Annotated in this window: 25 protein-coding genes and 1 tRNA gene; 14 read left to right on the top strand and 12 right to left on the bottom strand. The window is 68.6% G+C overall.

All coding sequences use genetic code 11. From position 1 onward, the window contains the following. The first annotated feature begins 26 nt into the window (after positions 1-26). The 4 genes from SPHPH_RS0105110 (at position 27) to SPHPH_RS0105095 (ending at position 2686) form a co-directional block, all read left to right on the top strand. Complete coding sequence (locus SPHPH_RS0105110; RefSeq protein WP_028965724.1) at positions 27-1391, top strand: serine hydrolase domain-containing protein; 1365 nt, start codon at positions 27-29, stop codon at positions 1389-1391. Further along, the gene (locus SPHPH_RS0105105; RefSeq protein WP_028965723.1) at positions 1388-1735 is read left to right on the top strand and encodes an MmcQ/YjbR family DNA-binding protein; all 348 of its coding nucleotides are present in this window, start codon (positions 1388-1390) and stop codon (positions 1733-1735) included. The genes SPHPH_RS0105110 and SPHPH_RS0105105 overlap by 4 nt, the downstream gene beginning before the upstream one ends. Beyond that, the gene (locus SPHPH_RS0105100; RefSeq protein ID WP_028965722.1) at positions 1719-2585 is read left to right on the top strand and encodes a hypothetical protein; all 867 of its coding nucleotides are present in this window, start codon (positions 1719-1721) and stop codon (positions 2583-2585) included. The genes SPHPH_RS0105105 and SPHPH_RS0105100 overlap by 17 nt, the downstream gene beginning before the upstream one ends. 25 nt (positions 2586-2610) lie before the next feature. Beyond that, a tRNA-Thr gene (locus tag SPHPH_RS0105095) sits at positions 2611-2686 on the top strand. A 3-nt stretch (positions 2687-2689) separates the two neighbouring features. Here SPHPH_RS0105095 and SPHPH_RS18960 read toward each other — a convergent pair. Beyond that, the gene (locus SPHPH_RS18960) at positions 2690-3235 is read right to left on the bottom strand and encodes an acyltransferase (protein WP_162143916.1); all 546 of its coding nucleotides are present in this window, start codon (positions 3233-3235) and stop codon (positions 2690-2692) included. Positions 3236-3403: 168 nt separating this feature from the next. Here SPHPH_RS18960 and SPHPH_RS0105085 point away from each other — a divergent pair, with 168 nt between their 5' ends. Beyond that, positions 3404-4102 carry an endonuclease/exonuclease/phosphatase family protein gene (locus SPHPH_RS0105085; RefSeq protein WP_028965721.1) on the top strand — a complete coding sequence of 233 codons (699 nt, stop codon included), beginning with the start codon at positions 3404-3406 and terminating at the stop codon, positions 4100-4102. Positions 4103-4236: 134 nt separating this feature from the next. After that, positions 4237-4578, top strand: a complete 342-nt coding sequence (locus SPHPH_RS0105080; protein WP_028965720.1) for an SWIB/MDM2 domain-containing protein — start codon at positions 4237-4239, stop codon at positions 4576-4578. A 29-nt stretch (positions 4579-4607) separates the two neighbouring features. Here the strand turns inward: SPHPH_RS0105080 and mprF are convergent, their stop codons facing one another. The 8 genes from mprF to SPHPH_RS0105040 form a co-directional block, all read right to left on the bottom strand. Next, a complete protein-coding gene (gene mprF, locus SPHPH_RS0105075; protein ID WP_238302904.1) occupies positions 4608-7157 on the bottom strand; it encodes a bifunctional lysylphosphatidylglycerol flippase/synthetase MprF in 2550 nt (849 codons plus the stop codon). Positions 7158-7170: 13 nt separating this feature from the next. Then, on the bottom strand, positions 7171-7614 hold the full coding sequence (locus SPHPH_RS0105070; RefSeq protein ID WP_028965718.1) for a DUF2147 domain-containing protein: 444 nt from the start codon (positions 7612-7614) through the stop codon (positions 7171-7173). Positions 7615-7704: 90 nt separating this feature from the next. Beyond that, a complete protein-coding gene (locus SPHPH_RS0105065; RefSeq protein ID WP_037488121.1) occupies positions 7705-8427 on the bottom strand; it encodes an AcvB/VirJ family lysyl-phosphatidylglycerol hydrolase in 723 nt (240 codons plus the stop codon). A 2-nt stretch (positions 8428-8429) separates the two neighbouring features. Continuing rightward, positions 8430-8813: a hypothetical protein gene (locus SPHPH_RS18955; RefSeq protein ID WP_051272842.1), complete on the bottom strand. Its 384-nt coding sequence runs from the start codon at positions 8811-8813 to the stop codon at positions 8430-8432. A gap of 402 nt (positions 8814-9215) precedes the next feature. Then, positions 9216-10703 (bottom strand): Ppx/GppA family phosphatase, encoded by a 1488-nt coding sequence (locus SPHPH_RS0105055; RefSeq protein WP_051272841.1) that lies wholly within the window; start codon positions 10701-10703, stop codon positions 9216-9218. After that, the gene (locus SPHPH_RS0105050; RefSeq protein ID WP_028965715.1) at positions 10700-12886 is read right to left on the bottom strand and encodes an RNA degradosome polyphosphate kinase; all 2187 of its coding nucleotides are present in this window, start codon (positions 12884-12886) and stop codon (positions 10700-10702) included. Before SPHPH_RS0105050 ends, SPHPH_RS0105055 begins: the two co-directional genes overlap by 4 nt. After that, positions 12883-13503, bottom strand: a complete 621-nt coding sequence (locus tag SPHPH_RS0105045) for an HdaA/DnaA family protein (protein ID WP_028965714.1) — start codon at positions 13501-13503, stop codon at positions 12883-12885. The genes SPHPH_RS0105050 and SPHPH_RS0105045 overlap by 4 nt, the downstream gene beginning before the upstream one ends. Continuing rightward, positions 13500-14729 (bottom strand): hypothetical protein, encoded by a 1230-nt coding sequence (locus SPHPH_RS0105040; RefSeq protein WP_037488119.1) that lies wholly within the window; start codon positions 14727-14729, stop codon positions 13500-13502. The genes SPHPH_RS0105045 and SPHPH_RS0105040 overlap by 4 nt, the downstream gene beginning before the upstream one ends. A 61-nt stretch (positions 14730-14790) precedes the next feature. Here SPHPH_RS0105040 and purM point away from each other — a divergent pair, with 61 nt between their 5' ends. From purM to SPHPH_RS0105025, 3 genes are read left to right on the top strand one after another with little or no spacing between them, the layout of a single operon-like run. After that, complete coding sequence (gene purM / locus SPHPH_RS0105035) at positions 14791-15882, top strand: phosphoribosylformylglycinamidine cyclo-ligase (protein ID WP_028965712.1); 1092 nt, start codon at positions 14791-14793, stop codon at positions 15880-15882. Beyond that, positions 15879-16445 carry a phosphoribosylglycinamide formyltransferase gene (gene purN, locus SPHPH_RS0105030; protein ID WP_028965711.1) on the top strand — a complete coding sequence of 189 codons (567 nt, stop codon included), beginning with the start codon at positions 15879-15881 and terminating at the stop codon, positions 16443-16445. Before purM ends, purN begins: the two co-directional genes overlap by 4 nt. Further along, a complete protein-coding gene (locus SPHPH_RS0105025) occupies positions 16442-16714 on the top strand; it encodes a hypothetical protein (RefSeq protein WP_028965710.1) in 273 nt (90 codons plus the stop codon). Before purN ends, SPHPH_RS0105025 begins: the two co-directional genes overlap by 4 nt. 141 nt (positions 16715-16855) lie before the next feature. Here SPHPH_RS0105025 and SPHPH_RS18950 read toward each other — a convergent pair whose 3' ends face one another. The 3 genes from SPHPH_RS18950 to SPHPH_RS0105010 all read right to left on the bottom strand — a co-directional run bounded on the left by SPHPH_RS18950 (position 16856) and on the right by SPHPH_RS0105010 (position 18411). Next, positions 16856-17167 carry a PilZ domain-containing protein gene (locus tag SPHPH_RS18950; RefSeq protein ID WP_162143915.1) on the bottom strand — a complete coding sequence of 104 codons (312 nt, stop codon included), beginning with the start codon at positions 17165-17167 and terminating at the stop codon, positions 16856-16858. 88 nt (positions 17168-17255) lie between these two features. Continuing rightward, positions 17256-17723 (bottom strand): RNA polymerase-binding protein DksA, encoded by a 468-nt coding sequence (gene dksA / locus SPHPH_RS0105015; RefSeq protein WP_028965709.1) that lies wholly within the window; start codon positions 17721-17723, stop codon positions 17256-17258. A 178-nt stretch (positions 17724-17901) separates the two neighbouring features. Beyond that, positions 17902-18411, bottom strand: coding sequence for a host attachment family protein (locus SPHPH_RS0105010; RefSeq protein WP_028965708.1), 510 nt, complete (start codon positions 18409-18411; stop codon positions 17902-17904). Between the two features lie 95 nt (positions 18412-18506). On the opposite strand from SPHPH_RS0105010, the gene serS reads away from it, so the two are divergent. The 5 genes from serS (at position 18507) to SPHPH_RS0104985 (ending at position 23298) form a co-directional block, all read left to right on the top strand. Further along, a complete protein-coding gene (gene serS, locus SPHPH_RS0105005) occupies positions 18507-19784 on the top strand; it encodes a serine--tRNA ligase (RefSeq protein WP_028965707.1) in 1278 nt (425 codons plus the stop codon). After that, on the top strand, positions 19784-20554 hold the full coding sequence (gene surE, locus SPHPH_RS21035) for a 5'/3'-nucleotidase SurE (RefSeq protein WP_028965706.1): 771 nt from the start codon (positions 19784-19786) through the stop codon (positions 20552-20554). Before serS ends, surE begins: the two co-directional genes overlap by 1 nt. 6 nt (positions 20555-20560) lie before the next feature. Further along, positions 20561-21670 carry a M23 family metallopeptidase gene (locus tag SPHPH_RS21030; RefSeq protein WP_028965705.1) on the top strand — a complete coding sequence of 370 codons (1110 nt, stop codon included), beginning with the start codon at positions 20561-20563 and terminating at the stop codon, positions 21668-21670. A 24-nt stretch (positions 21671-21694) separates the two neighbouring features. Beyond that, positions 21695-22921, top strand: a complete 1227-nt coding sequence (tyrS, locus tag SPHPH_RS0104990; RefSeq protein ID WP_028965704.1) for a tyrosine--tRNA ligase — start codon at positions 21695-21697, stop codon at positions 22919-22921. A 65-nt stretch (positions 22922-22986) separates the two neighbouring features. Continuing rightward, a complete protein-coding gene (locus SPHPH_RS0104985) occupies positions 22987-23298 on the top strand; it encodes a PilZ domain-containing protein (RefSeq protein WP_028965703.1) in 312 nt (103 codons plus the stop codon). Positions 23299-23304 lie beyond the last annotated feature (6 nt).

Raw genomic sequence — 23304 nt, 5'->3', positions numbered from 1 at the left:
GCGGCCGGAGTGGGATGAACGTCGGCATGCGTCGCGTCCTTCTGCTTCCCGCCCTGATTCTCCTGTCCGCCCCGTCGCTTGCGCAATCGCCGCAATCGGTGCGCGCCGACGACCGCGCCAATTGGGTCCGCGCGGTCGCCGCCGGTTACAAGGCGGCGTTCCTGTGCGGCGGAATCTTCAACGCCGGGCGCAGCGAGCGGCAGATCGAGGCGGTCGAGTTGAAGGGCATCTATCCCGAATATGACGAGATCGTGCCCACGCTCAACGCGCGGGTCGATCGGCGACGGGGCATCGTCGCGGTGACATTCGATCGCGCGCTGCCGCCGCGCTACGCCAGCTGGCAGGCAGGCCGCGGCTGCACGCTCGCCCCGATCGGTGCAGCCGCGCTTCCCGCCGCGCGCACCGCCCCGCTCCCGCCCGCCGGGCCTGACCCGCGCGCGTGGCCAATGGGCGACGCCGGCATCGCGCCGCGCCCTTCCGCGGCACTGGAGCGGGTCGTCGAACACGCCTTCGCCGGCACCTACGGTCATGGCACCGACACGCTTGGGGTCGTCGTGCTCCGCGATGGCCGGGTCGTGGCGGAGCGCTATCGCGACGGCTTCGGCCCGTTCGTCGCCAACCGCACCTGGTCGGTCGCCAAGAGCATCACCGGCACGCTCGTCGGCATGAGCGGCATCGACCCGCGCCGACCCGCAAACATCCGCGAATGGCAAAGCGGCTATGGCGTCGATCCGCGCGCCCGGATCACGCTCGATCATTTGCTGCGGATGTCGTCCGGGCTGCATAGCGATACCGCCGGCAACCGCACGGATGCGATCTATTTTGGCGGGACGACCGTCGGCGAACAGGCGATCGGCTGGCCGTTGTCCTCGCGGCCCGGCGAACGCTTCCGCTACGCCAACAACGACATCATGCTGGCCGCGCGATCGCTGCGCGCATCGTTGGGCGACGCGCGCTATCGCGCGCTGCCGCAACGGCTGTTCACCGCGCTGGGGATGCGCCACACCGTCGCGCAGAGCGACTGGCAGGACAATTACATCGCCTCCAGCGACATGTGGACCACCGCGCGCGATCTCGCCCGGCTCGGCCAGTTCTGGTTACAGGACGGCGTGTGGCAGGGCAGACGCCTGCTCCCCGCCGGCTGGATACGCTACATGACGACGCCCCGGGGGCCGCAGCCCGACCGCAGCGAGGGTTATGGCGCCTCGATCTGGCTGTTCGGCCCGGCACAGGGGCTGCCCGCCGGCAGCTACTCCGCGCAAGGCAATCGCGGCCAGTACGTCATGGTCGTCCCCTCGCACCGCCTGGTCATCGTGCGGCGTGGCGAGGACCCCGGCAGTGCGCGCTTCGACGTCGCGCGCTTCGCCGCCGATGTGATCGCCGCGCCGTGACGTTCCGCGACTGGGACGATGTCGCGGCGTTCGCCGTGACCCTGCCCGGCGTCGAGCCATCGACGTCGTGGGGACAGCCGGCGATGAAGGTGCGCGGCAAATTGATCTGTTCGACCGGCCACGAAGCCGGCAGCTTCCACGTCGCCGCGACGCACGACGAAAAGACGGTGTTGATGGAGAGCGATCCCGACACCTTCTGGCAGACGCCGCATTATGCGAACTGGCCGGGGTTGCTGGTTCGCTATGGGAGCCACGATCCCGAGCGCATCCGTGCGGTGATCGCCCGCGCCTGGTGGGATCGGGCGACACGCAAAGCGCAGGCGGCGTTTGGCCCCCGCCCCTGACCGGTTCACGCACTTTGCCGCGATCGACTGGTCCGGCGCGAAGGGCAGTCGTCACAAGGGGATCGCGGTCGCCCTGTGTGCCGTTGGCAGCGATGCGCCCGTGCTGATCGCTCCGCCGGGCGGGGCAAGCGCGTGGTCGCGCACCGCCGTGCTCGACTGGCTGCTGGAGCGGCGCGAGGAGCCGCTGCTAATTGGATTCGATTTCAGCTTCTCCGCGCCGTTCGTCGCCCGCGGCGCGCATCTGCCCGGCGAAACCGAAACCCCCGATGCGCGGGCCTTATGGGCCTATGTCGATGCGCACGCTGCCGACCCCGACCTCGGCGCCGCCGCGTTTCTGGAGGCGCGGCGTGGCCGACACTTCTATCTCGGCGCCGCCGACGGCACGAAGCGCGACTTCCTCCACTGGCGCGTCTGCGAGCAGCGCGGCGACGGCACCACCAAGCCCTCCACCGTCTACGATGCGATCGGCGCGGCACAGGTGGCCAAGGCGAGCTTCGCCGGCATGCGCCTGCTGCACCATCTGGAAGGACGGATCGCGGTGTGGCCGTTCGACCCGATCCCCGATCAGGGCGCGTTGGTCGTCGAAATCTACACCGCCATCGCCGCGCATGCGACCGGACTGCGTCGCGGCCTCAGCAAGCTTCGCGACGCCGCCGCGCTCGATACTGCGCTTGCCGCCCTCGGCAGCGGCCCGCATGCGCCGCTCGCCACGTACACCGATCACGCGACCGACGCGCTGATGACCGCCGCCTGGCTGCGCCACGTCGTCGGCGACGCCGGCCTGTGGCACCCCGCCGCGATGACGGACGCGGTCGCCGCGACGGAGGGCTGGACCTTCGGCGTCACCTGACGCATGGAGGGCCGCGTAACGGCGGGCCGGTTTAGCTCAGCTGGTAGAGCAACCGCCTTGTAAGCGGTAGGTCGTCGGTTCGAGTCCGACACCCGGCACCACCGTTATTCCGCGGCCCGTCCTTCTGCCGACACGCCGGCATCCAGCGCCGTGTTCTTCACCCTTGCCGGCACGCCCGCCACCATGACGTTGGGCGGCACGTTCTCGCGCACCAGCGCGCCGGCGGCCACCACGCTGCCGTGGCCGATCGTGACGCCGGGCATGATCACGCACTGACAGCCGATCCACGCGCCCTCCTCGACCACGATAGGCGCCGCCTTGACCGCGCCGGCGCGGCGTTGTGCGGTGCCGACTTCATGGTCGGCGGTGACGAACAGCGTGTGATGCCCGACGACCACGTTGTCGCCCAGCACGACCGGTGCGCTCAGGTCGAAATAGCAGCTGCGGTTGATGAAAACGCGGTTGCCGATCCGCAAGCGATAGCCGTTGACGCGGCAGCCGCCCTTGATCGTCGGTGCCGTTCCCGAGTGCATCGAAATCAAACGGTAAAGGTAGGCCCGAAGTCGGGAGCTGAAAGGATCATCCGGCAGATTCGAGGCGACGGCGTTCACGATCGCCACCCACCATGCGCGCACCGTCGCTCCCAGCATCATGTTTCCCTGTAGTTAGCGGGCATCTCGCCCGGCCGCCGCCTTGATTCGCATAGTGCGCAAAACTTGCGCGAAGCATCTGCGGCATTCGACGATCCAGGTCCACCGCTATCGTGGCACTCCCCGAATGCTGCAACCCGCACGCCGCTCGCTCGTTGCGCCGGGGCAATGATCCTCAAAGTCGCCAGCTATAATATCCGTAAGGCGATCGGCACCGATCGCCGCCGCAGCCCGGAGCGCGTCCTGCAGGTGCTGCGCGAGGTCGATGCCGACATCGTCGCGCTTCAGGAGGCGGATCGGCGCTTCGGACAGCGTGCGGCGGTGCTCACCCCGCATCTGCTCGAGGAGCATAGCGACTGGCAGCCGGTCGGGCTCGGCATGCGCGCCACCAGCATGGGCTGGCACGGCAACGCCATTCTGGTGCGCAAGGCGGCGCGCATCCTCGACTGCGAGCAACTCCGCCTGCCCGCGCTCGAGCCGCGCGGCGCGGTGCTGGCGGAGGTCGCGATTGGCGGCACGACCGTGCGGATCATCGGGATGCACCTCGATCTGTCGGGGCTGTGGCGGCGGCGGCAGGCCGCGGCGATCCTCGCGCATGTCGGCGCCAGCGCGCAGACGATGCCGACGGTGATGATGGGCGATCTGAACGAATGGACCCGCGCGTCGGGCTGTCTGCGCGACTTCGGCGCCGCGTTCCGCTTCGCCGACACGGGGCCCAGCTTTCATGCGCGACGCCCGATCGCACGGCTCGACCGGATCATGGTGTCGCCCGGGCTGCGCATCGTCCGCTGCGGGGTTCACCAATCCGCCGCCGCACGCGTCGCCTCCGATCATTTGCCGATCTGGGCCGACCTCGCGCCCGCTTGAGCCGCCCTTGCGACCTTCCGTCGCGTGTTTCCTTGTGCACGGGGGCAAAACCACTGATAAGGCGCCACCAGGATGAACTTGCGCCGCACCCGGGTGTTGCGCCATCCAAGAGCAGTTCAGGAAGGGAGCTTAGCATGGCAAAGTCTGCGGAGAAGCGCGGCAAGGACGAGACCAAGGCTGCGGAAAAGAAGGTCAAGGCGACCGGCAAGCCCGCGGGCGGCGCACGCGGCGGCATCACCGCTCCCGTCACCCCGTCGGCCGATCTGGCCGAGATCGTCGGCAAGAACGACCTGCCGCGCAGCGAAGTCGTCAGCAAGGTGTGGGAATACATCAAGAAGCACGATCTGCAGGACGCCAAGGACCGTCGCCAGATCAATGCCGACGACAAGCTGGAGAAGATCTTCGGCAAGAAGTCGGCCAGCATGTTCGAAATGAACAAGTTCCTCAGCGCGCATCTGACCGCGCCGAAGGGCTGACCTGTCCGACCCGCGCTCGCCGGGGTCGCTTACGACCCGGCGGGCGCGTGTCCGATCAGTCGCGACAGGTCACGAAGCGTGCGGATCATCGCGATTCCCTTCGGCCCCGCGATGTAGCGCGGCTCCCAGCGCGGCGCGAATTTTTCCTTATAGCTGCGCAGGCCGCGAAAGCCGTAGAAGCGCTCGCCATGGTGAAACACCAAAGATGCCGCGCGCGCCCAGGCCGGCGCCAGCCGCCGGCCCGAAATCCCCGATAACGGCGCGATCCCCAACGAGAAGCGCTGATAGCCGCGATCCTTGGCCCATTGCAGGATGTTGACGAACAGGAAGTCCATCGTGCCGTGCGGCGCATCGTCGCGATGCCGCATCAGATCGACCGACGCCTCGGCATGGTTCTCGGTCAGCCACAGATTGGCGAAAGCGGCGATCCGGTCACCCTCCATCACCAGCGCGACGTCGAAGCGCTGCAGATAATCGCGGCTGAAATGGCCGAGGCTGAAGCTCTTCTCGGCATGCCCCTTGCTGGCCATCCATTCCGTGGAGATCGCCTCCAGCTCGTCCAGCACCACCGGCACCGCCGCCGCGGGCACGATCCGAAACGTCAGCCCACGCCGCGCCGCCGCGCGCTCCGCCTTGCGCACCGAGCGCAGCCGCGGCGTATCGAGCGTGAACTCGGGCAGGTCGATGATCGCTTCCTCGCCATATTTGATAACGTGCAGCCCCATGCCGATCGCCAGCTCCAGCACCGGCCCGGTCACCTGATACAGCATCAGCCGGCCCTGCGCCTGATCGGCCTTGTCGCGAATCCGCCACAGCAATTCTGGCCAGTCGTCGCGCGCGCCGACCGGGTCCCCCATTACGATCCAGCTCGCGCCGCGCACCTGATACATCAGCATCGCCCCCCCGGATTCGGAGAACAGCAGCCGCTTGTCGTCGATCATCGCCAGCATCGCGTCGGTACGATCGGCGCGCGCGATCACGCGGGTGAGCGCTTCCGGCGCGAAGGCACGCGGCTCGGGTGCCTGCGGCGGGGACATCCACCGCCAGACCAGCGCGACCAGCAGCGCCACCGTCGCCGCCAGCGTGCCGCGCAGGAAGCGGGGTGCGTCGCCCTTGAGCGCGAAATGCCACCACAGGTCGTCGTCGTAGGGCACGCGGCGATAGGCGAACAGACCGATCCACACCGCCGCCGCCAGCACCACCAGCACCGCCGACAGCCAGCCCGCCGACCAGCGGATCTGCGTCAGCGCGGTGCGGCGATAAAAGGCCCCGCGCGTCCATTGCAGCATCGCCGCCAGCGTCAGGCAGGCGATCGCCTCCTCGTAATCGATCCCCTTCGCCAGCGAAAAGGCCGCGCCCGCCAGCAACAGCGCGCGCGTCGCGACGAATGCGCCATCCAGCCGCCTATAGAGTCCGGGCGCGAGCAGCAGCAGCCCGGTGCCGACGAGGCTGGCCGCAATATGGCTCGCCTCGATGAACGGCAGCGGGACGATGGACGCCAGCGCGCCCATCCGTGCGTGGAGCGACGGCAGCGACCCGGACAGCAGCAGCATCGCCCCGCCCATGAAGGTCGCCGCGGTCAGCGCGAGCGGCGCGATCCCGTTGGCCACCGCCCGCCCGTCACGCAGCAACCGCGAGGAGAACGGATGGTCGAGCAGGTGCCGCCGCCGCAGCCCCTCGCGCCACGCCAGGATCGCGACCGCCACGGCGAGCGGCAAGAGATAATAGATCGCGCGATAGGCGATCAGCGCCGCGAACGCGACCGAGCGATCCCCCGGGAGCACCGCCAGCACCACCGCCTCGAACACGCCGATCCCGCCGGGGACGTGCGCCAGCACCGCCGCAACGATCCCCAACGCATAAGCGAGGATGAACGCGGGCAGCAGCGACGGATCGGCACCCTGCACCAGCACGAAAAGCGCCGCCGCCGCGGTGCTGGTGTCGAGCACCGCCAGCCCGATCTGCGCCAGCGCCTGCCCGAAACTCGGCAGCGGCACGCTCATCCGCCACAGCCGCAACGGGCCGCGCGCATTGCCGCACAGCATGACGACCGCGGCGATCAGCACCAGCACCGTCGCCGCAATCCCGTGCGACACAGCGGCGGGGATCGTGAAACCCGCCAGTTCGATCGGCCCGCTCCGCGCGAGCAACGCCACCGACGCGACCGTGACGACGCCGCTCCAGAAGGTCGCGCTGGCGATCCCGATCACGCGCGCCACGTCGGGCCCGTCGAGCCCGGCGGCGGTATAGATCCGGTAACGCGCCGACCCGCCGGTGAGCAGGGAAAGCCCCAGATTGTGGCTGAGCGTATAGCTGGTGAACGACCCCAGCGCCGCCACGCGCCACGGCAGCGGCCGCCCGATGATCCGCAACGCCAGCACATCGTAGCCGGTCAGCGTCAGATAGCTGAGCGTGGTGAAGAGCAACGATGCCGCGATCTGCCACGCCGACAAGGCATGCAGCGCGGTACGGACGTGCGAGAAGTGCAGTTCACGCGTCAACTGCTGCATCGCGGCAAAGCCGAGCCCGATCAACACCAGTACCATGACGAGCGACAGCGCGGTCCGATGCCGCGCCATCCACCCCTTCATCTCAAGCATGGGGAACGTCCGCGATCCGGTGCCAGAGCTGCGACTTGCACAGCAGGCCCCCGAGGATGCAGCCCTTCACCTTCATCTCGTCCGGCCCGACCTGCTGGATGATCGAATAGAAGCGACGGTTCATGTCGGGCACGAACACCGTGCCCGACCAGCTCCCCGGCTTTTCGGCGCGATAATTCTCCAGCAGCGCGGTGCCGATCAGTTTCGGCGTGCCGCCGTCGCGCGCGTCGTTCTGCGCCTCCTGGTTCGCCCATACGATCCAGCCGCACAGCCGCTCGCCGCACGGGCCGGTGCGCACCGCGACGCTCTTATAGGGGTTCATCCACGTGCCGTAGATCGTCGCGCCCGGCGTGGGCGCCTGCGGTTTCGCCGCGGCGGGGATGGCCACGGCCATCGTCAAGGCGGCGGCGGCCGCGGCGAAGCGAGAAGCGAACATATCTGATCCCCTGTGATCCGCCGACCCTAAGCCGAGGTGGATTGCCGGCACGTCGACGACGGCTGAATTATCCGTAATGAAGATGACGGCTCAGCGACCGTTTACGATCGCCTCGCGCAGCGTCCGCGCGATCAGCGGCACGTCATAGTTCAGGAAATGTCCGCCGGGCAGCGCCACCCGCCGCACGTTGGGGTTGTGCAGCAACGGGCACAGGCTGGCCGCTTCCCCCGCGCCCTGGATGCAGGTGACCGGCGTCCAGTCGAGCCGCTGCGCGCTGGGACCGGCCGGCGCGTCGGGCCGCCCGTCCAGCACGCCGCCGGGACTTGCCTTGAACAGCAACGTGTTACCCGGCACCAGCAGGATGACCTGCCGGACCTGCGGCCGCAGGTTTTGCGGCAGGCGTGCGCCGGCGAATTGCAGCATGTCGGCGCCGAACGACTGTCCCACCAGCACGACGCGCGACGTTCCCGGCATCCGCTCCGCACGCGCGACCGCCGCCGCGACGATCGCCGCCGCCTCGTCGGGCGGCCGCCGCGTGCCGAATGCGGTCAGCGAGTTGAACGCCAAAACGGGTAGCCCATCCCGGTTCAGCGCCGCGATCAGCCGCGGGCCCATGCCGGCGTTGATCCCCATGTCGCCCGACAGGAACAATACCCGCGTACCGCGCATCGCCACCGGCGCGGTGGCCGGCGCGTCGCGAAGGATCGGTCCGCCGAAATAGCCGAGATAGCCGACGAACCCCGTCACCAGCAGCGCCGCGCCGGTGGCGGCGCCCGCCACGATTGCCAGCCAGTTGCGTCGGTTCGTCGGCATGGTCAGGCACTCACGGCATAAGTGATCACGAAACAGGCCGCGGTGAGCAGTAGCATGGCGATGATGAAGGTTGCATCGGCCACCTGTTCCAGCCGGTGCAACCAGGCGCTCCGTCGCGCTGTCGGAGTGCGCACCGCGAGATAGGACGCCAGCATTGCGATCAGGAAGATCAGCGCGTCGATCGCGAGCAGATCGTCCGCGAAGCTCCCCCGCCGGCCGGAGGCGATGCCGACATGCAGCAGCCCGATCCCGGTCAGGCAGACCCCGACCATCGCCGCCGCCATCGGGCAGATCAGCCGACATACCCGTTCGTCGAGCGCCGATTGCGACCGTTCACGCTCGACGTCGACACGACCGAAGCGTTCGGAGAAGGGCTGATCGCTCATATCGCGCTTCTGCCCGGCACGCCTTCGCGATTGCCTGTCCGAAACATGAGCGATCGGTCATGTTCGCCGCGAATCTAGAGCGTTAGGCGCGAAGCGAGCGGACGCCCCGACGAGGCGGGCTGATGACACGGGCCGCGCTGGGTCGCGGCGGTAATTTCAGACCGACCCAAAGGGCGGCCGGCTTTCAGCCTTATGGCGAGGCTAAAACGAAAGGGATTTTCACGCGAAGGCGCGGAGGACGCAGAGATGATGTGCTTGCCGGATTGGGCGCTCCCCTCGCACGATCTTAGTGACAGAGTGCCGATGCCCCCTGCGGTGCGCCTCCGCGCCCTCTGCGCCTCCGCATGAATCTATCCTTTTTCTAACACCTCGCTTTTCGACGTCGGCGCCACCGCACAGGCCTTACGCCAGCTCGGCCTGCATCCCCATCATCATCGCCAGTGCCCGGTGCCGCTTCTGAACCGTCTCGCCATACAGCGCCGGATCGCCCGGTTCGAGCCGCAGGACCCCACCCGCGGCGCTGACCGCCGCCCGCGTCAGCGGCGCGGCGAGCCCGCCGCTCAGCCGCTGGCCCAGCCGGATCGCCAATCCCCATTGCACCGCGCGCCGCAGCCCGGTCTCGCCCGCGAGCGCGGCGAGCGGTTCGGGGCTGTTGGTCGCGCCGCCCAGCGCGGTCCACAACGCCTGCGCCACCATTGCGCGGCCGCGTGCGTCGATCGCTACCCAATTGCCGTGCAGCGCGATCTCCACGCCGCGTTCGGCACGAAAGTCCGGGTTGGCGCGCCATCCCACATCGGCAAGGTGGCAGGCCGCAATCCGCAGCCGCGCGTCTTCGGCGGGATCGTCGGCGAACAACGGCGCGATCCAGCGATCGAGCAAGTCGCCATGTTCGGGAAACCGCCCGCTGCGCCGGCCCTCGTCACGCGCCGCGACGATCAATGGATCGGCCGCGCGCTCCGACGGCGACAAGCGCTCGTAGAGCAGGCCCTCGCGCAGCCCGTAAGCGGAAACGATCGTGCCGCTGCTGCGCAGATGCTTCAGCATCGCCGCCAGCAGCGCGGCAGCGTCCGACAGGGTCGGGATACGCCCCGAGGATAATCCGGGCACGTCCTTCAGCCGCGCCTTGCCGACATGGGCCAGCGTGCGGCGCAGGCGCGTCACCGTCTCACCCGACATTGCATATTGGTGGATCACCGGCAGCGGATAGCGGGTCGCTTCCATGTCGAGCCGCGCCAGCGCGCGCCACGATCCGCCAACGAGGTAGAAGGGCAAGCCCTTCCCCGCCCCCAGCCAGTCGCTCTCCTCCAGAAACGCGCGCACCTGGAGGTCGAGCCGCCCCTGCTCGCGCAATGCCGCGATCCGAAGCACCCCCAGCGGGAAGGACGCGCGCCCCAGCAGCTTTCCGTGCCGCACGCGCACCAGCTCGAGACTGCCGCCGCCTAGATCACCGACGATCCCATCGGCATCGGGAATGCCGGAGAGCACCCCGTAACCGGCTGCCTCGGCTTCCTTTTCGCCGGGCAGGATCTCGACCTCCAGCCCCGCCGCCTCGGCCACCGCGATCAGGTCGGCACCGTTGCTCGCATCGCGCACCGCGGCGGTCGCGACGGTGCGCAGCACCGCGACGTCCATCTCACGCGCCAGCGCGGCGAAGCGCCGCAGCGCCGTCTGCGCCAGCCCCATCGCCTGTTCGTCGATCGATCCGCTCTCGGCGAGGCTACGTCCCAGCCCCGCCAGAACTTTTTCGTTGAACAGGATCGCCGGAAGCCGCGGCGGGCCCTGATAGACGACCAGCCGGATCGAATTGGAGCCGATGTCGATGATCGCGGTGCGGGGTTCCTCGGCAGGAACGGCATGCGGCGCGAGCACCTCGCGCTTCGGCCACCTCATCGCTTCCGCCTCAGCGACAGCACCGGGACCTCGTCCCCGTCGAGCGCGGCGCCGCGTCCCGACAATGACGGATTGACCATGAAATAGCGGTGCAGATTGAACGGCTTCTCACCCGGCGTATCGCGGACGTAGCTGCCATCGGCCTCCAGCTCCCAGCTTTGCTCATTGTCGATCAGATTGGCGACCATCACCTGATCCAGCACCTGATCGTGCACCGTCTCGTTTTCGAGCGGGAGCAGATATTCGACGCGACGATCGAAGTTGCGCGGCATCCAGTCGGCCGAGGAAATGTAGACCACCGCGCCGTCGTTGGGCAGCGGCGCGCCGTTGCCGAACGCGGCGATCCGGCTGTGTTCGAGGAAGCGCCCCACCACCGATTTGACGCGGATGTTCTCCGACATGCCCGGCACCTTCGGCCTCAGGCAGCAGATGCCGCGCACGATCAGGTCGATCTCCACCCCGGCGCAGCTCGCCTCGTAGAGCTTCTCGATGATGATCGGATCGACCAGCGAATTCATCTTGGCCCAGATCGATCCCGCACGCCCGGCGCGAACATGCGCGATCTCGGCGTCGATTCGCGTCAGCAGCCGCTCGCGCAACGAGCGCGGGCTGAGCACCACCAGCTCCATGTCCGCCGGCTCGACATAGCCGGTGATGTAATTGAACATCCGCGCCGCATCGCGCCCGATGCGAGGATCGGCGGTGAAGAAGCTGAGATCGGTATAAATCTTGGCAGTGATCGGATGGTAATTGCCGGTCCCGAAATGGCAGTAGGTGCGGAACTTGCCGTTCTCGCGCCGCACGACCATCGCCACCTTGGCATGGGTCTTCCAGTCGATGAAGCCATAGACGACCTGCACCCCGGCCCGCTCCAGCGCGCTGGCCCATTGCAGGTTCTGCTCCTCGTCGAACCGCGCCTTCAACTCGACGACCGCGGTCACCGATTTGCCCGCCTCCGCCGCGGCAATCAACGCGCTGATCACCGCCGATTGCTTGCCGGCGCGATACAACGTCTGCTTGATCGCGACCACGTCGGGATCGTTCGCCGCTTGCTTGAGAAAGGCCAGCACCACGTCGAACGTCTCGTACGGGTGGTGGACGACGATGTCCTTGCTTCGGATCGCCGCGAAGCAATCGCCGCCAAACTCACGAATTCGCTCGGGAAAACGCGGCGTGAACGGCACGAACTTCAGGTCCGGGCGATCCTCGTCGGCCAGCAGCGACAGGTCCCCGATGCCCAGGAACGTCCCCGTCTCGGTCACGATCGTGTCGCTGCCGCCCAGTTCCTCGCGCAACACCTGCGCCAGCCCGTCGGGCATTCCGGTTTCAAGCTCCAGCCGGATCACCCGCCCGCGCCGCCGACGTTTGATGGCGTTGGCAAAGTAGCGGACTAGGTCCTCCGCCTCTTCCTCGATCTCGATATCGCTGTCGCGCAGGACGCGAAACTCCGCCGCGCCCAGCACGTCGTAGCCGGGAAAAAGCAATGGAGAGAAGCGCTTGAGGATCGATTCTACCGCAACGTACGAAGCACGCTCATTGCCCGGCAACCGCACGAACCGCGGCATGGCGGCGGGCAGCATCACCAGTTCGCGGATCGGCTCCGAATCCGATCGCCGCACCAGATCGAACATCACCGCCATCCCCTTGTTGGGCATGAACGGGAACGGGTGCGCGGGGTCGAGCGCCTGCGGGGTGATGACTGGGAACAATTGCTCCTGAAAATAGGTGTCGAGCCACGCACGCTGCTCGGCATCCAGCCCGTCGAGCGACCGGCTGCCCAGCACGGTGATGCCCGCCGCATCCATCTCCCGCCGGATGTCGCGCCATACTGCCTGCTGGCTCGCCATCAGGGCATCGGCCTGCTCGACGATCGCCGCCAATTGCTGACCGGGCGTCAGGCCATCCGCCGAACGTGCCTCGACGTCTTGAAGCTGCTGCCCTTTCAGCCCGGCGACGCGGACCATGAAGAACTCGTCGAGATTGCCGCCGGAAATCGCCAGAAAGCGGAGCCGTTCGAGCAGCGGATGCGCAGGATTGCACGCCTCCTCTAGCACGCGGCGATTGAAGGCGAGCCACGATTGCTCGCGATTGAAATAGCGGTCGCCGTCCCGCTCGACGAATGGATCGTCCAGGTGAAGCGCCGCTTCGGCGTCCTTACGCGCGATACTCACGGGCCGTGTCATGATGGGCAGTCGCTCCGGTTCCTTGCCGACTTGTCCAGATCCAGGGTTTCGCGTGCCAACGGGATCGTCAGACGGCGGCGCCCTGCCAGCGCGGCACGATCCAGCCTATCGATCGTGTCGATGACGGCGGTGTGACTACGCTCGGTCCGCGCGGTCAACCAGGTGATCAGATCGGGGCGCGCATCCAGATGGCGCCGCGCGAAGCCGCGCTCGAACAGCGCCGCGATCAACGTATCCTCCGGCGTGCCGATCGCGGCGGCGGGGCTGGCGGCGAGCCGCGAGCGCAGATCGGGCAGCGCGACCGGCCAGTGCGAGGGCAGCGCAGCGGCGATCAGCAGCAGCGGTCGCCGCTCCTCCTGAGCGCGGTTCCAGGCGTGGAACAGCTCCTCTTCCGCCACCGTCTGCGCATCGTCGATCACCGATCCACCTGACCGCGCGGCGAAAATCCGTCCCAGCAGCGATCGGCCCGACTTCGGCGGCCCGGCGAGCACCGCGGTGCGCACCGGCCATGTCGCCCAATGTTCGAGCATCCGCACCGCGCGCGCGTTCGATTCGACCACCAGAAACTCGCCCTGCTCCTCCGCCGGCCAACCCAGCGGCAGTGCGATCTGGTTCATGTCGCCGTCCCCGTGCGTGGACTGGCGCTCGGCGTCGGCGCGGCGCGGCGGATGCGCAAGGTGGTCCCGTTGCCGATGACTTGCCAGCCTCGCGCCTCCAGCGCGGCGCGCAGCGCCTCGGGCGCGCCGGCATAGCTGACGTTCATCGACGAAACACCGCCGAGCGCGAGGCTGGTCGTCGCGGCGTTTGCAACGCCGGGCACACCGCGCACCGCCGTTTCTGCCATGTTCACGGCACCGGCATCCGGCGTATCATATTGAATCGTCAGGGCCAGGGTCGTCGGGGCCAGCGCCGGATCGTCGGTAATAAGGTCGGATGCTTCCTCGACCGGCTTCTCGACCACCGGCATGATCGGGTTGAGCCCCGGATCGAGACCCAGATACCCTTCGCGAAGCGCGCGCTGGTAGACGCCGTCGAGCCGCTTTACCCCCTCGTCCAGCAGCGCAGGAATGCCGGCACTGGTGCCGACGCGGAGCGAGAAACGCTGCAAGATCCGGTGATCGGGGCCGTAACGGGCCTCGAACACCCCGATCACCGGGCCGCCGGGCCATTGCCGGTACAATTGGACCGTCGGCATCAGCACGTCGCTGGCGCCATATTGATCGATCAACGCACGCCACCAGCCGCGATCGGGCCGCTGCGTCTGGCCGACGTTCAGCAACAGCGAATCGGGGCCGGTGCCGGTCGGGCGCACATAGTCGATGGCGCTGCTGCCGGTGCGGAAGCGCGCCCACGCCTCCTGCCAGAGCGTGCGCTGTTCGAAGACGGTGCCGACGCCGGTCGACCATTGCACTGGCACGACCACGAACGGCGACGATCGCGATACCGCCGCGGAAACGCCGAGCAGCCCGGCGGTGCGCGCGCGATCGAACAACACGCCCAGCCGCGCGACATAGCGGTTCGGGCCGATCTGTTCGTTCTCGACGACGATGCTCGACACGATCGAATCGAGCGTTCCGTCGGGCAGCGTCCCCGCCCCTGCGCCCATGCGCTGCGACAGCAAAGTATACGCCTTGCGCTGCGCCTCGCGCCAGCCTGCCAGCCGCGCGGCATCGGCGTTCGGGCCGGATACGTCGACGCGGACGCCCGCCACTTCGAAGTCGTTCGAACTGTCGACCGCCGCGACGCCGCGATCGCCGCCCTCGATCTGCGCCAGCACGCCGCCTGCGCCAAGTGCGGCGGCAAGCGCGGTCAAGACAAGGGCGATCGGAAGGCGATGACGCATCGGGACGTCTTTTGGCGAAGCAGACGTGGAAATCCAAGCGCGATGTGGCTAGTCGGCGGACATGAGCAACGAAGCCTACACTTACGAGAGCGCCGGCGTGTCGATCGCGGCCGGCAACGCGCTGGTTCGCGCGATCGCGCCGCTGGCCCGCGCCACCCGCCGCCCGGGCGCCGACGCCGACCTCGGCGGGTTCGGCGGCTTCTTCGATCTGAAGGCGGCCGGTTTCACCGATCCGCTGCTGGTGGCGGCCAACGACGGCGTGGGCACAAAGCTGAAGCTGGCGATCGAATTCGACCGCCACGCCGGCGTCGGGATCGATCTGGTCGCGATGTGCGCCAACGATCTGGTCGTGCAGGGTGCGGAGCCGTTGTTCTTCCTCGATTATTACGCGACCGGGCAGTTGGACAACGCGGTTGCGGAGAGCGTCGTCGCCTCGATCGCGGAAGGGTGCCGGATCGCCGGGTGCGCGTTGATCGGTGGCGAAACCGCCGAGATGCCGGGGATGTATGCCGCGGGCGATTACGACCTCGCCGGCTTCTGCGTCGGCGCGGTCGAGCGTGGCGACGTGCTGACCGGCGCGGCGATCGGCGCGGGTGACGTGATCCTCGGCCTCGCTTCGTCGGGCGTGCATTCGAACGGCTTTTCGCTCGTCCGGCGGCTGGCCGCGGACAAGGGGTGGAAGCTCGACCGCCCCGCCCTGTTCGATTCGGACCGGTTGCTGATCGACATTCTGATGGCGCCGACGCGCATCTATGTCGCCAGCCTGTTGCCGCTGCTGCGCGCCCACAAGATCAAGGGGCTGGCGCATATCACCGGCGGCGGGTTGCTCGAGAACATCCCGCGCGTGCTGCCGCGCGACGCGCATGCTCAGGTCGATGCCGATGCCTGGGAGCAGCCGCGGCTGATGGCGTTCCTGCAGGCGCAGGGTGCGATCGAACCCGAAGAAATGGCGCGCACCTTCAACTGCGGGATCGGCATGGCGGTGGTCGTCGCCGCCGATCAGGCCGACGACGTGGCCGCGGCACTGCGCGCCGCGGGCGAGACGGTCCATACAATCGGGCGGATCGAGGCCGGTTCGCGCGGCTGCACCGTGACGGGTAGCACCGAGACGTGGAGCGCGCGCGCCGACTGGACGGCGACGCACCACCAATGAGCGCCACTCCCGCCAGGGTCGCGGTGCTGATCTCGGGCCGCGGATCGAACATGCAGGCGCTGGCCGGCGAACAGGGCGACGCGTATCGCATCGTGCTGGTCGCCTCCGATCGGCCGGACGCGGCCGGGCTGGCCTGGGCGCGTGAGCAGGGGCTCGACACCTTCGCGCTGTCTCCGAAGGGGATCGGCAAGGCCGCGTACGAGGAAGCGCTCGACACCGCGCTTCGCCATGCCGGCGCGGAGTGGATCGCACTGGCCGGCTATATGCGGCTGCTGTCCGACGCGTTCGTCGCGCGCTGGCGCGGGCGGATCATCAATATTCACCCGTCGTTGCTGCCGAAGTACAAGGGGCTCGACACGCATGCGCGCGCGATCGCCGCGGGCGACGCGGCGGGCGGCTGCTCGGTCCATGTCGTGACCGAGGAGCTGGACGGCGGGGACGTGCTGGGCCGCGCCGAGGTGCCGATCCATGCCGACGAAACGCCCGAGAGCCTGGCGGCGCGGGTACTGGTCGAGGAACATCGGCTGTATCCGGCCGTGCTGAAGGAGTTCGTTCGCTCATGACCGTGTTGGAACAGGTCCGCGCCATCGCGCTGCTGCTGCCCGAGGCAGAGGAACGCGCGACCGACGGCGGTGCGGAGTTCTACGTCGCGGGCACGCCGTTCGCGACCGTGTCCGGCACCACGCCGGAGGTGGTGCGGGTCCGCGACGCTTCGGGAGAGGTGTCGATTACGCTGGATACCGACGTCGACTGGGTACTGGTCGAGGATCGGATCGCGCGAAGCTGGGAGCTGACCGCGCCGCGGCGCTTGCTGGAGGCCGGCGGGCGCTGATCTTCGCCCAGTCATTGTTTCACTACGCTCGCAACGGCAGCACTTTGGCCGTGAGCAAAAGCAACGCTTTATCGCCGCCGCCGAACAACCTGTAAGCCCCGGGGGAGGTTCGAGGCGAACGATAAGGCGGTGCAGCGACCGTCAGTGCGCGGTGCCGCTGGCATCCTGAACGACCGCGACATCGATCGGATGATCGAACGCGATCCCCGTCCGGCCCTCGGTCTGCCAGACGACGCGCCCGGCGATCCAGCCGAGTCCGCTCAGCTTGATCTCCACCGCGCAATCGGGCGGCAGCGGATGCGGCAGTTCGGCCATCAGCCCGCCCGCCGAAACATTGCGGATGCGCACGAGGAACCCCGCATCCTCGGCATGGACACGCATCCGTGCCGACAGATGGATTTCGCCACGCCCGCGCTCGTCAGGCTGGCCCGCCGCCTTATGGTCGTCAACCAAGCTGTATCTCGACTGCCCCATGTAACCCGCCCGCTCGTTCCTGCCGGACGGTTGCGTCAAAATGATTGATGAAAGGTTAAGATCCGCGTCAGTCGTCGCGCGACACCTTCTCCGCACGCTCATGCCGCTCTTGCGCTTCGACGGTCATCGTCGCGATCGGCCGCGCCTCCAATCGCCCGAGGCTGATCGGCTCGCCAGTGACTTCGCAATAGCCATATTCGCCATCGTCGATGCGGCGCAACGCGGCGTCGATCTTGGAGATCAGCTTGCGCTGGCGGTCGCGGGTGCGCAGTTCCAGCGACCAGTCCGCCTCACTGGACGCGCGATCGTTGAGATCGGCCTCGCGCAGCGAGTCGACCTGTAGTTGCGACAGCGTGCCCTGCGCCTCGCGGCGGATCGCATCCTTCCAGGCGAGCAGCTTATGGCGGAAATATGCCTGCTGGCGTGGGTTCATGAACGGTTCGTCCGCGCTGGGGCGGTAACCGTCCGGCATCGGGCTGGAGAGCGCCTCCGGCTCGTCAAACGCGTCTTCGACCTGACTCATCACTGTCGCCATGACCTTCTCCCGCCCACGTGAAGGATGTCGTCAGCATCACTGCACGCCCCTTTGGGCGGGCCTATAATCGCCTGACCGATCCTCCACAAGCGAACAGGATGGTCGTAATCGATACGATGTGTCGCGACGCTGAACACTTTACGTCGGCGGACGGGAGGCGCCCGCCGACGCATGACGATCAGGCGGAGAGCAGCGCCTTCTCGATATCCGGGATCGGATGGCCGGTAAGATCCTTGTCCAGCTCGCCGGTCAGCCGCGCGCTTACCTCCTTGTGGTAGTGCTTCCGTAGCTCGCCCAGCGTCCGCGGCGGCGCGATCACGATCAGCGACTCGAAGTCGTTCGACAGCGCGCGCCGTTTCAGCAGATCGGCGGCATCGGCGGCGAAGCGATCCTCCTCCAGCTGGTGGAAGTCGGTCTGCTCGAAGCTGCCACGCGAGGGGGCGAATTGCGCGCCACCGCCCTGCGCATGGCCCGAACCGCCCTGCGCGGCATTGGGCGCCCCTGCCCCGCTCTGCGTCGACGACGCCCCGCCGGCGGCATCGGTCGCCTGATCGCGGGTGGCGGGATTGGCGCGCTCCTCGGCATGCTCGACCTGCAGGTTCGGATAGTCGGCATCGCCTTCGTTGCGCAGGAACAGCAGCTTGCGACCATCGGCGACCAGAACGACCGAATTGTGGGGGACCTGCATGGACGTTTCTCCTTCTGCTCGTTGCGTCACGAGGGGAGAACGCCGCGCGCGCGGCGCGGGTTGCCTCGCGCCGAGTGCGGGGTCATAGCGCGGCCATGCACGACATCCGCCTGATCCGCGACGATCCCGCCGCTTTCGATGCCGCCATGGCCAAGCGTGGTCTGCCCGCCAGCGCCGAAACGCTCGTCTCGCTCGACCGCCGTCGCCGCGAGGCCGCGACCGAGGCGCAGACCGCGCAGGCGCGCCGCAACGAGGCGTCGAAAGCGATCGGCGCGGCCAAGGCGAAGAAGGACGAGGACACCGCCGCCGCGCTGATGGCGGAAGTGGCGGTGCTCAAGGAACGGCTGCCGCAGCTGGAGGCCGAGGAGGCGGAGACCGGCAACGCGCTCGACGAGGCGCTCGCCGCTTTGCCCAACGTCCCGGCCGCCGATGTGCCGGAAGGCGCGGACGAGGACGACAACCAGCTCGTCCACGAACGCGGGCAGCGGCCGGCGTTCGCCTTCACCCCGCGCGAGCATGACGCGATCGGCCCGGCGCTGGGGCTCGACTTCGAGACCGGCGCGGCGATCGCGGGCGCACGCTTCACCTTGGTGCGCGGCGATGCGGCGCGGCTGCAACGCGCGCTCGGGCAGTTCATGCTCGACCGGCTGACCCGCGAGCACGGCTATGAGGAAGTCGCCCCGCCGCTGCTGGTGCGCGACGAGGCGGTGTTCGGCACCGGCCAATTGCCCAAGTTCGCCGAGGACCTGTTCCGCACCACCGACGGACGCTGGCTGATCCCGACCGCCGAGGTATCGCTGACCAATATCGTCCGCGAGAAGATCCTGAGCCACGACGTCCTGCCGCTGCGTTTCGCGGCGCTGACGCCGTGCTTCCGTTCCGAGGCGGGCGCGGCCGGGCGCGACACGCGCGGCTACATCCGCCAGCACCAGTTCGACAAGGTGGAGATGGTGTCGATCGTCGCCCCCGAAGCGAGCGAGGACGAGCATGAGCGGATGACCGCCTGTGCCGAGGGCGTGCTCGATGCCTTGGGGCTCGCCTATCGCCGCATGAAATTGTGCACCGGCGACATGGGGTTCACCGCGGCGCGCACCTATGATCTGGAGGTATGGCTGCCCGGCCAGCAGCGCTATCGCGAGATTTCGAGCTGCTCGACCTGCACCGACTTCCAGGCACGGCGGATGAACGCGCGCTATCGCCCGGAGGGCGAGAAGACGACGCGCTTCGTCCATACGCTCAACGGCTCGGGGCTGGCGGTCGGGCGGACACTGGTTGCGGTGCTGGAGAATTACCAGCGCGAGGACGGGACGGTGACGGTGCCCGAGGTGCTGCGGCCGTATCTCGGCGGCCTCGAATCGCTGGGCGCGCGCTGATGCGGATTCTGCTTTCCAACGACGACGGCTATCACGCGCCGGGCCTTGCGGTGCTGGAGAAGATTGCCGCGCAGCTCTCCGACGACGTCTGGGTCTGCGCGCCGGCGTCCGAGCAATCCGGCACCGGGCGCTCGCTGACGCTGACCCGGCCGCTGCGGGTCAAGCAGTTCGGCGAGAAGCGCTACGCGGTCGGCGGCACGCCCACCGACGCGGTGATGTACGCGCTGGCCGAGCTGATGCGCGACACGCCGCCCGACCTGGTCCTGTCCGGCGTCAATCGCGGCGGTAACATTGCCGAGGACGTGATGTATTCGGGCACTGTCTCGGCGGCGATGGAGGGGGCGCTGGCCGGCGTACGCTCGGTCGCGCTCAGCCAGCGCTACGGCCGACGCGAGCCGGGCGACGACGTGTCGTTCGCCGCGGCGGAGGAATGGGGCGCACGTGTCCTGCGACCGTTGCTCGACCATGACTGGGCGCCGCGCTCGGTGGTCAACATCAACTTTCCGGAGCCGGAGGCCGGCGAGGTCAAGGGCGTGCGCGTCGTGCCGCAGGGTCTGCGCGATTACGGACGCGTGCGCTTCGACCGGCGCACCGATCCGCGCGGGTTCGACTATCACTGGCTTTCGATGGGCCGGGTCAAGCCGGCGGTCGACGACGGCAGCGATCTGGCGACGATCACGCAAGGGTGGATCACGGTGACGCCGCTCCAGCTCGACCTGACGCTGCACGACTCGCTTGCGGCGCTCGGCGACGCCTTCGCCGGGGTGTAACGCGGTTTGACGCGGCGAGCGGCGAGGTCGGCGGCGCTGCTGCTGGTGCTGGCGGGATGTATCCCCGCCGCCGACCCGCGCCTCGCTCCGCCACCCGCCGCGCCGGCGCCCGCCGCCGACCTGCCCGCCGAGCCGCTTCCCGAGCCCGAGCGGACGGCCGAGGCCCCCCACCCGGTTCGCCCGTCCCGCCCGACCCGGCGTCCCCCCGTCGAGCAACTCGCCGCGCCGCGCCCGGCGTGGGAGGCCGCGCCGGTTACGCCCGATGCGCGGCTGGTCCGCACGCAGGACGTCGTCGTCCGCCCGGGCGACACGTTGAGCGCGATTGCCGAGCGGACCGGGGCGTCGATCGCGGCCATCGCGCGCCGCAACACGCTGCCGCCCCCCTATACGCTGCGCGCCGGACAACGGCTGGTGATCCCCGGCGGCCGCTACCACCGCGTCGATCCCGGCCAGACCGGCATCGGCATCGCGCGCGCTTATGGCGTGCCGTGGAGTGAGGTGGTCGCCGCCAACGACCTGCGCGAGCCGTTCGTGCTGGTGACCGGACAGCGTGTGCTGATCCCCTCGCCACCCGCCTCCGCCGCTGCGCGCGCCGCGGCGTTCACGCTCGACGTCGACACGATCCTGACCGGCGGCGAACCGGCGGTGGCGAGCGGACGCGCGCCGGTGCGGCCGGTCAAGGGTACGACCAGGGTCCCCGCCGCCACCGTTCCCGTGGCGCCGCCGAGCGCCGCCCCCGGCCGTTTCAGCTGGCCGCTGACCGGGCGGATCGTGCGACGCTTCGGCGCCGGGGCGAGCGGTGAGCGCTTCGACGGGATCGAGATCGCGGTGCCATCGGGCACCGAGGTGAAAGCGGCCGCGGCGGGGACGGTCGCTTATGCCGGCGACGGGATCGCTGCGCTGGGCGGGCTGGTGATCGTCAAGCATGGCGAGAACTGGACCTCGATCTACGGCCATGCCGGCAAGCTGCTGGTGCGGCGTGGACAGGCGGTGACGCGCGGACAGGTGATCGCGCTCAGCGGCGCGACCGGCTTCGCCGACCAGCCCGAACTGCATTTCGAGCTACGCCGCGGCCGTTCGCCGGTCGATCCGGTGACGCAATTGCCGCGCCGCTGACGCGCGTGTAACGACGCCAGCGCTATGACCGAATATCAGTCTGATCTGCTCCGCACGCTGACCGCGCGCGGCTACATCCACCAGATGACCGACGCCGCCGCGCTGGACGCGCTGGCTGCCAAGCAGGTCGTGCCCGGCTATATCGGCTTCGACCCGACCGCGCCGTCGCTGCACGTCGGCAGCCTGGTCCAGATCATGCTGCTGCGTCGGCTGCAACAGGCCGGGCACAAGCCGGTCGTTTTGATGGGCGGCGGCACCGGCAAGATCGGCGACCCGAGCTTCAAGGACGAAGCGCGCAAGCTCAACAGCGATGAGGTGATCGCCGCCAACGTCGCGGGCATCAAGCGCATCTTCGACCGCTTCCTGACGTTCGGCGACGGTCCCAGCGACGCGGTGATGCTCGACAATGCCGAATGGCTCGACAAGCTGGAGTACATCCCCTTCCTGCGCGAGGTCGGGCAGCATTTCAGCGTCAACCGGATGCTCAGCTTCGACTCGGTCAAGCTGCGGCTGGATCGCGAGCAGTCGCTGTCGTTCCTCGAATTCAACTACATGATCCTGCAAGGCTACGACTTCCGCGAGCTGGCGCGGCGCGCGGGCGTGCGGCTCCAGATGGGCGGCAGCGACCAATGGGGTAATATCGTCAACGGCGTCGAGCTGGCGCGGCGCATGGACGGGACCGAAGTGTTCGGCGTCACCACCCCGCTGCTCACCACCGCCTCGGGCGAGAAGATGGGCAAGACCGTCGCCGGCGCGGTGTGGCTCCACGAGGACCAGCTGCCGCATTTCGACTATTGGCAGTTCTGGCGCAACACCGACGACCGCGATGTCGGGCGCTGCCTGCGGCTGTTCACCGACCTTTCGCTCGACGAGATCGCGCGGCTGGAGGCGCTGGACGGCGCGGAGATCAACGAGGCCAAGAAGGTGCTCGCCAACGAGGCGACCGCGATGTGCCGCGGCCGCGCCGCCGCCGAGGACGCGGCCGAGACCGCGCGCAAGACCTTCGAGGAAGGCGCGAGCGGTGCGGGGCTGCCTTCGATGACCGCCTCGGGTGCGACGCCGCTGGTCGACGTGCTGGTGACGCTCGGCTTCGCGGCCTCGAAGGGCGAGGCACGCCGGCTGATCAAGGGCGGCGGGGCGCGGATCGACGGGGAGAAGGTCGCCGACGAAGCCGCCGTGGTCACGGTTTCGGACGCCCCGGTGCGCATCTCGGCCGGCAAGAAGCATCACGGGATGGTGAACCCGGCTTAACGCCTTTGCTCACTCCGCGTTAACCCCGGCCACGCGATAAGGCCGGGTTGGCGTAGGAGGAAGACATGGCCGTACGATCGGCGACGATAGCGTATGAGGACCGCGTCGAACCGCGCGACGAGACGCTGCATCGCACGCGGTTGATCGTCGCGGAGGGCGCGCCGCGGCTGGTGACGATCGTCAACGTCTCGCCCAACGGCTTCATGGCGCGCAGCGAAGAAGCGTTTGCGGCCGGCGATGTCGTGACGGTCACCCTTCCCATCGCGGGCACCTTCACCGCCGAGGTACGCTGGGCGCTGGGCGGGCGGATCGGCTTCAAGCTGGCACAGGAAGTACCGCCCGCCTTGTACCAGTTCGTCCTGGCGGCGATGCGCTAACTGTCC

It is taken from the genome of Sphingomonas phyllosphaerae FA2, assembly GCF_000427645.1.
GTDB classification, from domain to species: domain Bacteria; phylum Pseudomonadota; class Alphaproteobacteria; order Sphingomonadales; family Sphingomonadaceae; genus Sphingomonas; species Sphingomonas phyllosphaerae.
The sequence above is the reverse complement of the archived record's forward strand: the minus strand, read 5'-3'. Positions and strand labels throughout refer to the sequence as shown.